The sequence below is a fragment of the Nocardia sp. NBC_00511 genome, assembly GCF_045161165.1.
GTDB lineage: Bacteria > Actinomycetota > Actinomycetes > Mycobacteriales > Mycobacteriaceae > Nocardia.
Window position 1 is genome coordinate 3,642,640 of the sequence record NZ_CP107849.1, and the last position, 14,148, is coordinate 3,656,787.

Consider the following 14,148-nt stretch of genomic DNA (forward strand, 5'->3'; position numbering starts at 1 on the left):
GGTCCCAAAACCGAATAAATTGGAAGTCAGACAATCGCGACACGCGAAAACCCGTGCTCGACGGCTGGGCGAGCGGCGACGACCGCCGGCCCCGACGACTACTCCGCGTCGGGGCCCAACAGGCAGTCCGCCAAGCGTTTCAGGCCATCCCGGATCCGGGTCTTCACCGTCGGGACCGGGGCGCCGAGGTGCTCCGCGACCTCGGAATACGTTCTGCCGCCGTAATAGGCGAGGGAGATGGTCTCGCGCTGCAGCGGTGTCAGCGCGTCCATACAGTCCTGCACCGCCCGCTCGTCGTGGCTCTGCTCGACCTCTTCGAGCACCACATCACGGTCCTGCCCCAAATGCAGGTGCCCGAACACCATTTCCCGTTCGACGGCGGAGCGATCCATCCGGATGCGGTCCACGGCCCGGCGATGGGTGAGCATCATCAACCAGCCCATCGGACTGGAGATGCTGGCGTCGTAGCGGTCGGCGAGCACCCAGGTCTGGAGATAGACCTCCTGGGTGACTTCCTCTGCGGTGGAGCGGTTCCCGAGCATGCGCAGCGCCAGACCGAACACGCGGTGACTGGTCAGCCGGTACAGCTCGGTGAACGCCGCCCGATCGTGCCCGCCGACGGCGACCACGAGTTCGGTGAGGCGAAGGGTCAATTCGTCGTCACGAGACGGTCGCTCAGTGGGACACGCTGGCGCCGAGGCGGTTTCCCCATCACCGAATCCACCGATCAACGAGATGATAGGCCTGCTCTCCTCATCGGTCACTCGAACCCCCACTCGTGGACTGATATGGCACTGACCACCGCTGATCAACCGGGTGGCGCCGCGTCCGAAATCGGTGCCACCGTGACCGAGCGCTGAATCGAGTTCACGAACTGGTCCCTCCGTGGTGTGGGCGATGCAAGAGCACAAGAAGTGTTTCGAACCGGTCCCCCAATTGGTTTGGTCGCCTAGCGATTCTTTTCGGGACCGCGATCTCCGCGATGACCAATCCAACCACCGAACCTACCCGAAACCCTTAGCAGAACTCACATCGGACAAACACATGAGCACCGCGATAGGAGCGACCACGTCCGGTCGGCAATGCATTCGCCGACCGGTGGTTCGTCATGCCCGTCAGACCGGTGGCAGCAGTACGGAATCGATGAGATAAACCGTCGCGTGCGCGGTCCGCAGACCACCGCACACCACGTGCGCACCGTCGACGGCGAAGCTGTCGCCCTCCCGGGTGACGGTGACGTCCGCACCCTCCGCGGTCCGATGCACCCCGGCGATCTCCGCGGGCGCGATGCGGCCCGGCACCAGGTGGTAGCTCAGGATCCGATCGAGTACGCCGGGGTCGGAACGCAATTGCGCGATGATCGTGGCCGGGAGCTGGGTGAACGCGCGGCCCGTCGGCGCGAACACGGTGTACTGCCCGTCGCCGGAATCGTCACCGCGGGGAATCAACTGCCCAGCCAGCTTCGCCAGCAGGGTCGCGACCAACGGATCCTGTGCGGCCGCTCCACCTTCCGCGCCCGGCGCGGCACCGGGCCCCGGACCGATCGGGGCGGAACTCGCATAGCGCCCACAGTCGGGACCGACCAGATCCGCGGCCCGCTCGACCGAGGGCTGCGCGGCGGTGGTGACCTCGTATCGCGAGTGTGTATCGCCGTCGCGCTCGCAGGCGGTGAGACCGGCGGTGGAGGCAATCAAAGTGATCGCGGCGATGAGCATTCGCGAGTCCAGTTCCATGATAAGGGGTTTCGCCGCGCCCACTGCGCCGGTTTGGTCGACCGGCCGGAAACCCGCTAACGAACTCGAGTTCCGGAATCAGGCCGGTTGTCCTGAAACATCCACGGATATCAGCGATAGAACGGACTTTGACCGATTAGCTTGAAATCGAAACTACATTTGCCGGAATCAGAGGAACATGCGCAAATCGCTATGGGATGGCGCGAATTCCTCCGACCCGCCCGAGTTCACCGGCAATTCATCGCACAGTGATCACTCGGTTATGCCAGCCGGTCGAGCCGTCCGGGAAGGGCGTGGTCCGGTTCTCGGCCTGCAGCGCGCCGGTAGCGTCGACGGCCCGCACCCGCAGCGTGTGCGTGCCCGAGGTCGCCCGCCAGGTCCAACTCCACTGCCGCCAGGTGTCGGTGGAGTACTCCGCGGCGAGATCCACGGGCTGCCAAGGCTGATCGTCGACCTGGATCTCCACGCTCGCGATCCCCCGATGCTGCGCCCAGGCGACTCCGGCGATCACCACGTCCCCGGCGTCGACCGTCACGAACGCGGCGGGCACGTCGATGCGGGAGGCGGTCTTGATGGGCGCCTGTGCGGCCCAACCGCGCTCGGTCCAGTAGGCGCGGGCCCGGTCGAACCGGGTCACCTCGAGATCGACCACCCACTTCGTCGCCGACACGTACCCGTAGAGGCCCGGCACGATCAGCCGCGCCGGATACCCGTGGGCCACCGGCAGCGGTTCGCCGTTCATCCCCACCGCCAGCAGCGCGTCACGCCCGTCGAGAACGGCGGAAAGCGGTGTGCTCGCGGTGAATCCGTCGACACTGCGCGACAGCAGCATGTCGGCGCCGGACTGCACCCCGGCCTCGGCGAGCAGCTCGGCCAGCGGATAGCCGCCCCAGCGAGCCGTGCCCGCCAGATTACCGCCGACCTCGTTCGAGACACAGGTCATGGTGATCACCCGCTCGACCGCCGGGCGGCCGCGCAGCATGTCGAAGTCCAATTCGATTGGCCTGTCGACCATTCCGTGGATGCGCAGCTGCCAGTCCGCACTTTTGAGCGCGGGCAACTGCAACGCGGTGTCCACCCGGTAGAACTCGCCGTTCGCGGTGACGAACGGCGTCAGTCCGGGGATGCGCGGTTGCGCCGCCGACGGAATCGTCGCCGCGGGCTGCTGCGGGACGGGCAACCGGAAGTGGGCGCGATCCGCGACCACATCGTGCAGCCGGGCGGCGAGTGTGCGCCCGAGCGCGGCGGTTCCGGCGGCGACCACCGCCACGCCCGCCGCGGCGACCAGGAATCGCCTGCGGGACAGCCCTTTACGGCTCTCCACCGCGACACCACGAGCTGCGATCAGCAGCCGCAGCGCGGCGATTCCGGCGAGGATGCCGACGACGGTCGGCACCACGAACCATCCGGTGGCCGTGGGCCTTTGCAGTGCCGCCCACACCGTGAAGCCGCCGAGCACCAGCAGTAGCGCGCTGCCGAGCGGGCGACGGCGCTCCAGCACTCCGGCCAGCGCCGCGCCGATCAGCATCACCACCGCCATCGACGCGAACAACGCCTGCTTGTCGTGGGTGCCGAAACGCTGGATCGCGGCATCCTTGAGCTGATGTGGCGTGTGATCGACCATGGTCGCGCCGAGCACATAGAACGGCGACGCGGCCGGGTCGATGAAGGCCGCGATCAGATGCCCGACCCCGAGCACCGTCGCGGCGGCGAGCACACCCGCCACCGCGGCCGAAGCCCAGCCGTCCCGCTTCGAATGTCCCTGGTGTACAGGACGTTCGGCGTCCATCACACTGACCATGACGATCAGGCGGGCGGCATCAGCACGGTGTCGATCATGTAGACGGTCGCGTTCGCCGTCTGCACGCCGCCGCAGATGACCGAGGCGTCACCGACCTTGATGGTGTTGCCGTCGCGGGTCACCGTCACATCGGCGCCCTCGACCGTCTTGTGCGAGCCGGCGATCTGATCGGGGGCGATCCGGCCGGGCACCACGTGGTAGGTCAGGATCTTGCTGAGCGTGCCGGAGTCGGTCTTGAGCGAATCCACGGTCGCGGCCGGGATTTTCGCGAAGGCGGCGTCGACCGGCGCGAAGACGGTGAACTGCCCGCCGTCGAGGGTGTCGACCAGGTTGACCTGCGGGTTGAGCTGCCCGGAGACCGCCGAGACCAGGGTGGTCAGCAGCGGGTTGTGCGAGGCCGCCACGGCTACCGGGTCCTGAGCCATACCGCTCACCGAACCCGCCCCCGTCGGTACCTGCTTGGCGTAGTCCGCACAGCCCGGGCCGACCAGGTTGGCGGCCGCTCCCGCGGCGGCCGAGGTGGACGCCATGGTCGAGGACATCGCCGAGCCCGACGAGTCCGATTTATTGCTGGAACAGGCGCTCACGCCCGCGGTGGCCGCGGTCAGCGCGACGGCCACGGCGAGCGCGCGATGCATTGTCCTCATGATGCGATTTACCTCCGATGCGGCGGCCGAGCGGCCGCGATATTGGGTGATCCGGGCGGCCGGTCAACTACCGGACAGCCGAAATACCGGTCCCCGCCGCGGAATTCGCGATGGTCGACCGTCACGCACCGGGTTCGTATCCGATGGGCGCAGTGAGGATTTCGCTGAGCGTGTCAGGGCGGTTTGGTCGATCGGCGAGAAAGTTTTTTCCAGCCTTGCGATCCAAAACAGAGCACTGTACGGTTTTCGCTGATCGACGAAGGGATCCCCGAGGCCGTGACCACGACACTGCGCCGCCTGGCGGTACTGACCATGGCGGGCGGCATCGTCGCGGGCCTCTGCGCATCGAGCGCGCTCGCCGCCCCGGCCACCGGCTCGAGCGGTTCCAGCTCCGACAGCACCGGCAAGCCGGGCAAGCGCGACGGCAGCGTGCCACCGGACGGTTCCGACGACTGGGCCTGCCATCTCACCGTCGCGCACCCGAAGCCGGTGGTGCTGGTGCACGGCACCTGGGGCAATCAGAACGACTGGGACATCCTCTCGCCGCAGCTGAAAGCCGACGGCTACTGCGTGTTCTCGCTGAACTACGGGCGCGACACCGCGAGCGCCATGGGCGCGAAGCCCGGCATCTACGCGACGGGTGACATCGGGAACTCCGCACATGAACTGGCGGCGTTCCTCGATCGGGTGCGGGCGGCCACCGGGGTGGATCGGCTCGATATCGTGGCGCACTCCCAGGGCGCGCTGGCGGTTCGGCAGTACCTCCGATTCCTCGGCGGCGCACCCCGTGTCGACCGGCTGGTCTCCATCGCGGGCACCAATCACGGGACCACGATGGGCGGTCTGAGCAATCTGCTGAACGACGGCAGCGCCACCGGGTCCGCCGACGGGCTCGCCGCGCGGGTGGTCGGGGTGGCCGCGATCCAGCAGCTGGCGGGCAGCGAGTTCGTGCGGACGCTGAACGCGGGCGGCGACACCGATCCCGGCATCGACTACACGGTGATCGCCAGTCACGCCGACAAGGTGTCCACCCCGCCGGAGGCCACCTTCCTCACCGCCGGGCCGGGAGCGCACGTCGACAACCTGTGGGTGCAGGACTATTGCGCCACAGACGCTTTCGACCACGGCACGTTGCCGCAGTCACCCACGGTCGACTACCTGGTGCGGCGGGCGCTGGATCCGTCCTACGCCGGAGTGGCCTGCCCGGCCGCGAGCTGACCGCGACGGTCTCCATCGAAATGGTTCACCGAACAGCCTGTCACGCAGTACATCTCATGATGTGCGCAGTCGCAGGCCCGGGTTCTCGGCCAGTACGTCGGCGACGGATTGCGCGATCATCGTGAACGGCGCGTGTGGCAGGACGGCGGCGACCGGCGGACCCAGCTGCTGAAGTCGCTGCGGGCCGACCTGATCGAGCATCTTGCCGAGGTTGAACAGCGGATTGGCCGGGGCGGACGGCAGCTCCACCGGCGGCTCGGTGGGGAAGGACGGCAGGTCGGTGTCGAAGCCGCCGGAACTCACGATCCCCAACGCCAGTGTCCCCGAGATCAACGCGCCACCGCTGTCGCCGGGCAGGCTCAATGCGCTGTGCTTGAACCGGGCCGGTGGGCGCTGCGGGTCGGGCTGATCCACGGCGGTCACCACCCCACAGGTGAAGCCGGTGGTCGCACCGGACTTGCACACCGGCGCACCGACCACGGGAATCCCCACACCGGTGACGGCGATATCGGAATCGCCGACCGGTCCACGAACCAGGTTGTCCCCGAACGCGTCTCGCGCGGAATCGGTGGCGTGCACGATCGAATAGTCACGCTGGCCGTCGAGTACCGACTTCTCGAAGCGTCCGGTCGGCGCGCCGGCCACGGCTCCCGCGAGCCGGCCGGCGGTCACCCGGTAGGTGGCGGGATAGTCGGAGGGCGACAAGCCTTGCCGGACAGCCAGATTGCAGTGTCCCGCGGTCAGTGCGACCGATTGCCCGTCCGCATCCACGGCGTTGAACGCCCACGAGCACTTCGCGGCCGCGGTGCCCTGCGGGTTGGGAGTGGCGAAAATGTCTCCACCGGCAATGGTTTCGACGTCGGGAGCCGTGGCGACGGGATGATCGACCGGGTTCTCGAGTGGTGCGGGGACATCCGGCGCCGCAGGCCTCGGGTCGTCAGCCGAGAGCCAGCCGGCGGCGCGCACGGCGGCACGGGCCTGCGGGGCGTTCGCCGCGACGGTGACGATGCCGCGCCCGGCGCCGTCCAGCCGGACCGGCCCCACCGCTCCCGGAAACCGTTGTGCCGCAGCGGCGGCGAACGAGGCCAGCCGTTGCGCCGCCGCCGATCGCCGCAGATACTCGCGCGGCGTGATGCCGAGATCGCGCCCGATCACCGTCGCCAAGGTCGGCGGCCGGGTCTCGACCGTCGCCGCGCCCGCGGCACCGCCCGAGGGCAGGCACACCAGCAACGCGAACATCGCCACCGCCGAGGCGCGGCCCAACCCGCTTCCGCTCGTCATTTTCGCGAAGCTATCAGCCGCCATACGCTTTCGCTACCGACCGCACCGGTGTGGCCGAAACTCGTTCACCCGCGCGCGGATTCCACCCGCGTGCGGGTCGTCGACGTCGCGAGCGCGCCCGGCCGTCAGGCGTCGAGGGCGATGTGAGGGTCGCTCGACAGATGGGGTTCGGCGTGCGGGCCGGTGCCGAAGCCGCGCATGATGGTGGCGATGGTGTGACGGACGGCGGCCTCGCGTTCGACCTCGTCGACATCGGCGAGCGGTCCGTCGACGATCAGGGTCGCCAGGCCGTGCACCGCCGCCCAGGCGGTGAATTCCGCACCGGCACGCTGCTTTTCGTGCATGAAGCCGCCGTCGACGAGAGCGTCCAGGCCGACCGCGAGCAGCGCGAAGATCGGGTCCTCGGTGACGTCCTTGTGCTGGTCGATATCGGAGACGCAGAAGGCGGTGCGGAACAGGCCACGTTCCCGGTCGGCGTACTCGATATAGGCGCGACCGGCGGTGGCCAGCCGGGCGATCGCGGTGGCGATCGGATCCGGCTGCTCGGCAACGCTTTCCATCGCGGTGCTGAGCGCGTGGTAGAGCGCCGCGTTGGCCTGTTCGCAGACGGCGGCGAGGAGTTCCTCGTGCCCGTTGAAGTGGCGGTAGGCGGCGGTGGCGGTGACGCCGACCGCGCGGGCGGCCGCGCGCACGGTCACCGCGGCGGGGCCGCCGATCTCGGCGAGTTGCGCGGAGGCGCTGACGAGGGCGTTGCGGAGGTCGCCGTGATGGTAGGGACCTTCGCGAGTGGGTCGCGGAGCTGCGTCGTCGGAGCTGGTCACAAGCTCAATGTTGACACCTGTATAGATTCCGTGGCAAGTTAACGCCCATAAAGTTCACGCTCGTCAACATCCTTCCCGCATCTCCGAGAGGAACCGCGCATGAGCGGATTGCTGGGGCGACTCGGTGATTTCTCCTTCCGACGCCGCCGACTCGTGGTCACCGTCTGGCTCGCGCTACTGCTCGCCGTCGTCGGCGGCGCGACCGCGCTCGGCGGGAGTCTCGACGACCGCTTCACCGTGCCCGGCGCGGAATCACAGCACGCCCTCGACACCCTCGCCGACACCGCGCCCGACGCGGCCGGAGCCACCGCCCAGCTGGTCTTCACCGCACCGGCCGGGCATCTGATCACCGAGGCGCCCTACCGCGCGGCCATCCAGCAGACGCTGACCACCGCGGGCGCGGCGCCCAAGGCCACCGGGGTGACCACACCGCAGCAGGCCGGGACCATCTCACCGGATCAGCGCACCGCGGTCGGCGTGGTGCACTTCGCGGGCGATCGATCGCAGGTGCCGCAGGCCGCGCGCGACGCGGTCGAGAATTCGGCCGGGACCGCGCGCGACGCCGGGCTCGAGGTCTCGGTCGGCGGCTCCGCGTATTCGATGAACCAGCTGAAACCGGGCATCACCGAGATCATCGGGATCGCGGTGGCGGTGCTGGTGCTCGCACTGACCTTCGGATCGCTACTCGCGGCCGGAATGCCTTTGCTGTCAGCGGTTTTCGGCATCGCCATCACCGTCGGCGGGCTACTGGCGCTGAGCTCGGTGGTGTCGGTGTCCTCCACCGCGCTCACCCTGGCGCTCATGCTGGGGCTGGCCGTCGGCATCGACTACGCGCTGTTCATCCTGTCGCGGCATCGCACACAGTTGACCTCGGGGCTGACGCCGCGCGAGTCCGTGGCCAGGGCCAATGCCACGGCCGGTAGCGCGGTGGTGTTCGCGGGGACGACGGTGATCATCGCGCTGGCGGCCTTGAGCGTCATCGGGATTCCGTTCCTGACCGTCATGGGTCTGGCCGCCTCCGCGGCGGTGCTGGTCGCGGTCGGCGTGGCGGTGACGCTGCTGCCCGCGCTGGCCGGATTCGCGGGCACTCGGCTCGCCCCTCGGCCCGGATCGCGGGCGCATCGGCGCGCCACCGCAGGTGAAGCCGTTGCGGGCGTAGACAAGTCGGCCGTCGGTATGGGTGCGCGCTGGGCCAGGCTGGTGACAGCACGCCCGTGGGTCACGGTGCTGATCGTCGTGGGAGCGCTCGGGCTGCTGGCGGCACCCATCACGTCGCTGCGAATGGCGCTGCCCGACAATGGATCCGCGGCCGCCGACTCCGGTCCGCGGCAGGCCTACGACACCATCGCCGAGAAGTTCGGTCCCGGATTCAACGGGCCGCTGGTCGTGGTCGTCGACGATCCGAACGGTGGCGCGAGCGCCGCGCAGCAGGTGGTCGCCGCCGCGCACAAGCTGCCGAACGTCGCCTTCGTGGCACCGCCGCAGCCGACTCACCAAGCGGGGCAGTCCATCGTGATGGTCGTCCCGACCACCGCGCCGGAGGCCACCGAAACCGCGGATCTGGTGCACGCCTTGCGCGATCGGATTCCGGGCGAGGTGCCGGGTGCGAGCATCGCGGTCACCGGTGACACCGCGGTCACCATCGATGTCTCGCAGCGGCTGGCGGGCTCACTGCTCCCGTTCATCGGCATCGTGGTCGGATTGAGTCTGCTGCTGCTGATCGTGGTGTTCCGCTCGCTGGCGGTACCGCTGAAGGCCGCGCTCACCTTCCTGCTGTCGGTGGCGGCGGCCCTGGGCACGACGGTCGCGGTCTTCCAGTGGGGTTGGGCCGCAGACCTGTTCGGTGTCTCCCGGACCGGACCGGTGGTGAGCTTCCTGCCGATCATCCTGGTGGGCGTGCTGTTCGGGCTGGCCATGGACTACGAGGTGTTCCTCGTCTCCGGCATTCGTGAGGAGTGGACGCGCAGCGGTGACGCGCACGCGTCGATCATCGAGGGCACTCGCCACAATGCCCGGGTGGTGACGGCGGCGGCCACGATCATGGTCGTGGTGTTCGCCTCCTTCGTCCCCACCGACGACGCGCTGATCAAACCGATCGCCTTCGCGCTCGCCGTGGGTGTGCTGGTGGACGCGTTCGCGGTACGGCTGACGCTGGTCCCGGCGGTGCTGGCGCTGCTCGGTCGCTTCGCCTGGTGGCTGCCGCGACCGCTGGACCAGGTGCTGCCACATCTGAATATCGAAGGGCCGCAGGAGGAAAGCGCTGTGCCGCAGCAGCGGGAACTGGCCTCGGCCTGAGCGGCTCGGCCGAGGTAGCGCCGGATTTCGGCGCTACCTCGGCGGTCGTCGCCGACCGTCAGCTCGCCGTACCGGCCAGTTCCGCCGGGGCGCTGCCGCGCAGGATGGCGTCGGCGGTGTCCGACGGCCACTCCAGTGCCGCATCGAGTTTGGCCAGCACCTCGGCCGCGGGCGCGTCCATCAGGGACCGCTCGATCTGACTGATCATTCCGGCGGACGGGCCGCCGTTGCGGGCCACATCGGCCTGCGTCCAGCCTTTTTCGCGGCGGCGCGCCTTCACCCGGTCGGCGAGGGCGGTGACGTCGAGCTCACCGTCTCCGGCCGGCGCGGTCGGTGCCGCGGGAGCCTTCGCCGCGGGCGCGGGCGTGGCCTTCGCCTCGACGACCTCGGCCGGGCGTGCTTCGACGACCTCCGCTGCGCGGGGCGTCACCTTCTTGTCCTTGTTGTCCTTGCCGGAAGTCAGCACTCCCTGCGTGATTAGACGTGACCGCTTCCGCCTACCCATTTTCGCCATGCACCCCTCCTCGATTCCTGATCCGGGCCTGCGCCGGAGCACAGGAAAGGTTGCCACGAGTTCGCGCGAATCCCGAGACGGAGCCGCGAGTCGGCGCGCCACCGGACCGGCCCGCCTCGATCAGCTCGAGCGAAAGGCTTTCGCTGACCAGCGTCTTCTCCCAGGATCTGGGCCATGAGAACTCCGACGATCGCACTCGGCACCATCGGTGCCGGTGTCGCGCTGGCGATCGCCTTCGCCGGGAACGCGCAGGCCGACAGCTTCACCCCCGACTATTCGCAGGTCGCCAATGGCGATGGCATCGACTCGAATCAGCTTTTGACCCCGGGATTCTCGCCGGTTCAGGTGCCCGCGGTGAGCGTCGAGGACGAGGGCGGGACCACCACCGTCGTCGCGCATCCGTTCCTGTTGCCCTGGGTGCATCAGGTGGTGCCGGTTCCGGCGGGCACCGCGGTCGAGCTGCGCGGCGCGGTGCGGGTGCGGCTGCCGGGTGCGGCCGGGCTCGCGGGCGGTCCGGCGGGAACTCTGGTGGTCAACCCCAACGGGCACTGCGTGTTCGCGGGTCCCGGCACCGATACCGCCGCGCTCACCGCCACCGCTGTCACTCCGGTTCGGGTCGATGTTCCGTTCTTCGACCTGGTGATCGAACCGACGCTCTACCGCTGAGCGCCGCGCGCCTCCCTATCCTGAACGGATGGTCGTCGCGCTGATCTCGTTCACCCTCACCGCAATCGTGCTCGTGCTGCTGCCGGGACCCGACACGCTGGTCGTGGTGCGCAGTCTGGTCCGAGGTGGGCGCGCGGCCGGGACGCGGACCGCGGCGGGGGTGCTGTGCGGGCTGATGGTCTGGGTGGTGGCGGCCGCGCTGGGTCTGTCGGCGTTGTTGCAGGCCAGCAGGATCGGATACGACCTGTTGAAGATCGTGGGCGCGGGGTATCTGATCTGGATCGGCGTGCAGTCGCTGCGGGCGCTGCGGCGGACTTCCGCCGAGGAGTCCGCGGGGTATCGGACCGCGTCACCGCTGGATCGGCTCGGCAATTTCGGGGCCGGGCTGCTCACCGACATCCTGAATCCGAAAATCGGTGTCCTGTTCGTCAGCTTCCTGCCCGGGTTCGTGCCAGACGGGTCGCCGATCGTGTGGACGACGCTCGGGTTCGGCGCGATCTATGTGCTGCTCACCGCGCTCTACTGCGCAGGTCTGGTGGCCGCGTCGGGTGCGATCGAGAATTGGCTGCGGGCTCCGGCCATCCGCCGTCGCCTGGACGCACTCACCGGAGTGGTGCTGGTCGGGTTCGGCGTACGGCTGGCCACCGAGTCCTGAACACTCGGTGCTTTCCCGTTGTGGCGCTGCCCAATCCATGCGGACCCCCGCGAAAGCGGTCCTGTAGCAGGTACTCTCGATCCGATGGGACGCCGTGCACTGTTCACGCTCACATGTGTAGTTCTGGCCGCGCTGTGCGCGACCATCACCCCCGGGCGGGTCACCGCAGATCCGGGGCTACCGTCGGTGGGCGGCGATTTCCGGTGGGGTGTATCGAGTTCCGGGTTTCAGAGCGAAGGCTCGGCACCGGACAGCAATTGGAGCAGATACGCCAATTCGGGCCAGGCGGACGGATACGGCGATTCGGTCGACTTCCTGCATCGTTACGGTGAGGATGTCCAGAATGCCGCGAATCTCGGTGTGGGCGTGTACCGGATCAGCGTGGAGTGGGCGCGGGTGCAGCCGAGTCCGGGCGTCTGGGATTTCTCCTTCTACGACAGTCTGATCGCGCGGATTCGCGCGGCCGGGATGCAGCCGATGATCACCCTGGACCACTGGGTGTTTCCGGGTTGGGAGGTCGATCGCGGTGGTTGGCGCAATCCCGGCATGGTCGACGACTGGCTGACCAATGCCCGTGCGGTCGTTGACCGTTACGCGCACGAGGACCCGATGTGGGTGACGTTCAACGAGCCGCTCGCCTACGTGGGTCAGGAGCAGCGGATCGGCGATATCGGCGCACTGGACGTCACGCCCATGATCGATCGCATGGTCGCCGCGCATCGCGCGATCTACGACTACATCCACGTCCAGCAGCCGAATGCCATGGTCACCAGCAATATCGCGTACTCCGCGACCGGCACCGCGCAGGCCGACGCCTCCTTCATCGACCGGATCGCCGACAAGGTCGACTACATCGGCATCGACTACTACTACGGCGGTTCCCTCACCAACCCGCCGAACCTGCTCGCCCAGCTGACCAACACGTCCTCGCCCCTGATCATCGAACCCGAGGGCATCTACTACGTGCTGCGCCGCTACGGCCAGAAGTTCCCCGGCCGCCCCCTCTACATCGTCGAGAACGGCATGCCCACCTACAACGGCTCCCCCACCACCGACGGCATCACCCGCGCCGACGACCTCCGCGACACCGTCTACTGGATCCAACGCGCAAAAGCCGACGGCATCAACGTAATCGGCTACAACTACTGGTCCATCACCGACAACTACGAATGGGGCAGCTACTCCCCCCGCTTCGGCCTCTACACCGTCGACGTAACCACCGACCCCTCCCTCACCCGCCACCCCACCCCCGCCGTCCCCGCCTACCACGACATAGCCACCACCGGCGGCGTCCCCCCTGGCTACCTCCCCACCCGCTCCCCCGCCCTCTGCTCCCTCCAAGACCTCCCCTCCAGCTGCATAGCCCCGGTCACCGTCCGCTGAGCCAACTTTGTCGTACCCCCGCCGTACAGTTCGCCCCCATGCAGCCTGCTACGGCGGTAGTCGCAGACCTGGTCGCGAATATCCCCGCCTGCGATGAGCTCGAAGCACACCACATCGCAACAACTTTGGCCTGGCTCCACTCCACGGACGACATCTTCCGCAGACTCAAACCCGCGACCCCGTCACCCCACCTGGTCGCATACACCGCATTGGTCGACCCCGACACCCCAGCCGTCTATCTCGGCCGTCACCGAAAAGCGGGCCTGCACCTGCCGATGGGCGGCCACGTGGACCCTGGCGAGCATCCCCTGACCACCGCCCGCCGCGAAACAACCGAAGAACTCGGCATCACCGCCGAACTGACCGTCACCAGCGAGCAGCCGCTCTTCCTCACCGTGACGACCACCGTCGGCCAGACCGCAGGCCACGTCGACGTCTCCCTCTGGTACGTGATTCGCGGCGACAGTACCCACCAATACCCCCTCGACCCAACCGAATTCGACGGCGGACACTGGTGGCCCCTCGACACTCCAGATCTCCCACCGACTGACCCCCACCTCCCCCGCTTTCTGCGCAAACTCCATCACGCTCTGGGGAAGACTCCCCAGTCGTGAGCGTGCTGGTGGTAATCCGGGGGAACTCCGGCTCGGGGAAGTCGACTGTCGCCCGAGCTGTGCAGCAGCGCTTCGCGCGAGCCACTTGCCTTGTTGTGCCACAAGATACGGTCAGGCGGGACATGCTTCGGGAGCATGACGTCGCCGGTGCCGCGAATATCGCACTCATCGAACACATCGCCAATTACGGCCTGGGCCGGGGGCTGGTTGTGATCGTCGAGGGCATCCTCGATGCCGACCGGTATGGCGACATGCTCGAACGGCTCACTCGCTCAACGCGATACGCCCTGCACTACGGCTTCGACCTCACATTCGAGGAGACTGCGCGGCGGCATGCCGCCCGGCCGCAGGCGGCGGCGTTCACCCCCGAGCAGATGGCCGGGTGGTACCACGGGTGGCAACCGTTGCGCTTCGTCGAGGAAGTTCGCTTCACCGCCGACTGGGGGCGGGACGTGATCGTCGAGCGGATTCACCGCGACATTCTCGCCGTTGCCGATTCTCCGAAGCGCTGAAAACTCAA

The 14,148-nt window shown here is 68.2% G+C and carries 15 protein-coding genes; 8 read left to right on the forward strand and 7 right to left on the reverse strand.

Going from position 1 to position 14,148, the window contains the following annotated elements:
* Nucleotides 1-98: 98 nt before the first annotated feature.
* The 4 genes from OG300_RS17155 to OG300_RS17170 all read right to left on the reverse strand — a co-directional run bounded on the left by OG300_RS17155 (nucleotide 99) and on the right by OG300_RS17170 (nucleotide 4,181).
* Complete coding sequence (locus tag OG300_RS17155; protein ID WP_405497093.1) at nucleotides 99-653, reverse strand: sigma-70 family RNA polymerase sigma factor; 555 nt, start codon at nucleotides 651-653, stop codon at nucleotides 99-101.
* A 462-nt stretch (nucleotides 654-1,115) separates the two neighbouring features.
* Nucleotides 1,116-1,733, reverse strand: a complete 618-nt coding sequence (locus tag OG300_RS17160) for a fasciclin domain-containing protein (protein ID WP_405497095.1) — start codon at nucleotides 1,731-1,733, stop codon at nucleotides 1,116-1,118.
* A gap of 238 nt (nucleotides 1,734-1,971) precedes the next feature.
* The gene (locus tag OG300_RS17165; protein WP_405497097.1) at nucleotides 1,972-3,534 is read right to left on the reverse strand and encodes a molybdopterin-dependent oxidoreductase; all 1,563 of its coding nucleotides are present in this window, start codon (nucleotides 3,532-3,534) and stop codon (nucleotides 1,972-1,974) included.
* A gap of 5 nt (nucleotides 3,535-3,539) precedes the next feature.
* The gene (locus OG300_RS17170) at nucleotides 3,540-4,181 is read right to left on the reverse strand and encodes a fasciclin domain-containing protein (RefSeq protein WP_405497099.1); all 642 of its coding nucleotides are present in this window, start codon (nucleotides 4,179-4,181) and stop codon (nucleotides 3,540-3,542) included.
* Here OG300_RS17170 and OG300_RS17175 point away from each other — a divergent pair.
* Together OG300_RS17175 and OG300_RS17180 are read left to right on the forward strand one after the other, a co-directional pair.
* Nucleotides 4,063-4,434 (forward strand): hypothetical protein, encoded by a 372-nt coding sequence (locus tag OG300_RS17175; RefSeq protein WP_405498884.1) that lies wholly within the window; start codon nucleotides 4,063-4,065, stop codon nucleotides 4,432-4,434. The two genes, OG300_RS17170 and OG300_RS17175, sit on opposite strands and share 119 nt — an antisense overlap.
* 23 nt (nucleotides 4,435-4,457) lie before the next feature.
* Nucleotides 4,458-5,399, forward strand: a complete 942-nt coding sequence (locus tag OG300_RS17180; protein ID WP_405497101.1) for an esterase/lipase family protein — start codon at nucleotides 4,458-4,460, stop codon at nucleotides 5,397-5,399.
* A 54-nt stretch (nucleotides 5,400-5,453) separates the two neighbouring features.
* On the opposite strand, the gene OG300_RS17185 is transcribed toward OG300_RS17180, so the two are convergent.
* The gene (locus tag OG300_RS17185) at nucleotides 5,454-6,680 is read right to left on the reverse strand and encodes a S1 family peptidase (RefSeq protein ID WP_405497103.1); all 1,227 of its coding nucleotides are present in this window, start codon (nucleotides 6,678-6,680) and stop codon (nucleotides 5,454-5,456) included.
* 125 nt (nucleotides 6,681-6,805) lie between these two features.
* Nucleotides 6,806-7,501, reverse strand: a complete 696-nt coding sequence (locus tag OG300_RS17190; protein ID WP_405497105.1) for a TetR/AcrR family transcriptional regulator — start codon at nucleotides 7,499-7,501, stop codon at nucleotides 6,806-6,808.
* 99 nt (nucleotides 7,502-7,600) lie between these two features.
* Between OG300_RS17190 and OG300_RS17195 the strand changes: the two genes are divergently transcribed.
* On the forward strand, nucleotides 7,601-9,796 hold the full coding sequence (locus OG300_RS17195; protein ID WP_405497107.1) for an MMPL family transporter: 2,196 nt from the start codon (nucleotides 7,601-7,603) through the stop codon (nucleotides 9,794-9,796).
* 58 nt (nucleotides 9,797-9,854) lie between these two features.
* Here the strand turns inward: OG300_RS17195 and OG300_RS17200 are convergent, their stop codons facing one another.
* On the reverse strand, nucleotides 9,855-10,310 hold the full coding sequence (locus OG300_RS17200) for a helix-turn-helix domain-containing protein (RefSeq protein ID WP_405497109.1): 456 nt from the start codon (nucleotides 10,308-10,310) through the stop codon (nucleotides 9,855-9,857).
* A gap of 174 nt (nucleotides 10,311-10,484) precedes the next feature.
* Between OG300_RS17200 and OG300_RS17205 the strand changes: the two genes are divergently transcribed.
* From OG300_RS17205 to OG300_RS17225, 5 genes are all read left to right on the forward strand, one after another.
* Nucleotides 10,485-10,976, forward strand: coding sequence for a hypothetical protein (locus OG300_RS17205; protein WP_405497111.1), 492 nt, complete (start codon nucleotides 10,485-10,487; stop codon nucleotides 10,974-10,976).
* A 28-nt stretch (nucleotides 10,977-11,004) separates the two neighbouring features.
* The gene (locus OG300_RS17210) at nucleotides 11,005-11,631 is read left to right on the forward strand and encodes a LysE family translocator (protein ID WP_405497113.1); all 627 of its coding nucleotides are present in this window, start codon (nucleotides 11,005-11,007) and stop codon (nucleotides 11,629-11,631) included.
* Nucleotides 11,632-11,715: 84 nt separating this feature from the next.
* Nucleotides 11,716-13,014: a family 1 glycosylhydrolase gene (locus tag OG300_RS17215; RefSeq protein ID WP_405497115.1), complete on the forward strand. Its 1,299-nt coding sequence runs from the start codon at nucleotides 11,716-11,718 to the stop codon at nucleotides 13,012-13,014.
* Between the two features lie 38 nt (nucleotides 13,015-13,052).
* Nucleotides 13,053-13,628, forward strand: a complete 576-nt coding sequence (locus OG300_RS17220) for an NUDIX domain-containing protein (protein ID WP_405497117.1) — start codon at nucleotides 13,053-13,055, stop codon at nucleotides 13,626-13,628.
* On the forward strand, nucleotides 13,625-14,140 hold the full coding sequence (locus tag OG300_RS17225; RefSeq protein WP_405497119.1) for an AAA family ATPase: 516 nt from the start codon (nucleotides 13,625-13,627) through the stop codon (nucleotides 14,138-14,140). Before OG300_RS17220 ends, OG300_RS17225 begins: the two co-directional genes overlap by 4 nt.
* Nucleotides 14,141-14,148: the final 8 nt, after the last annotated feature.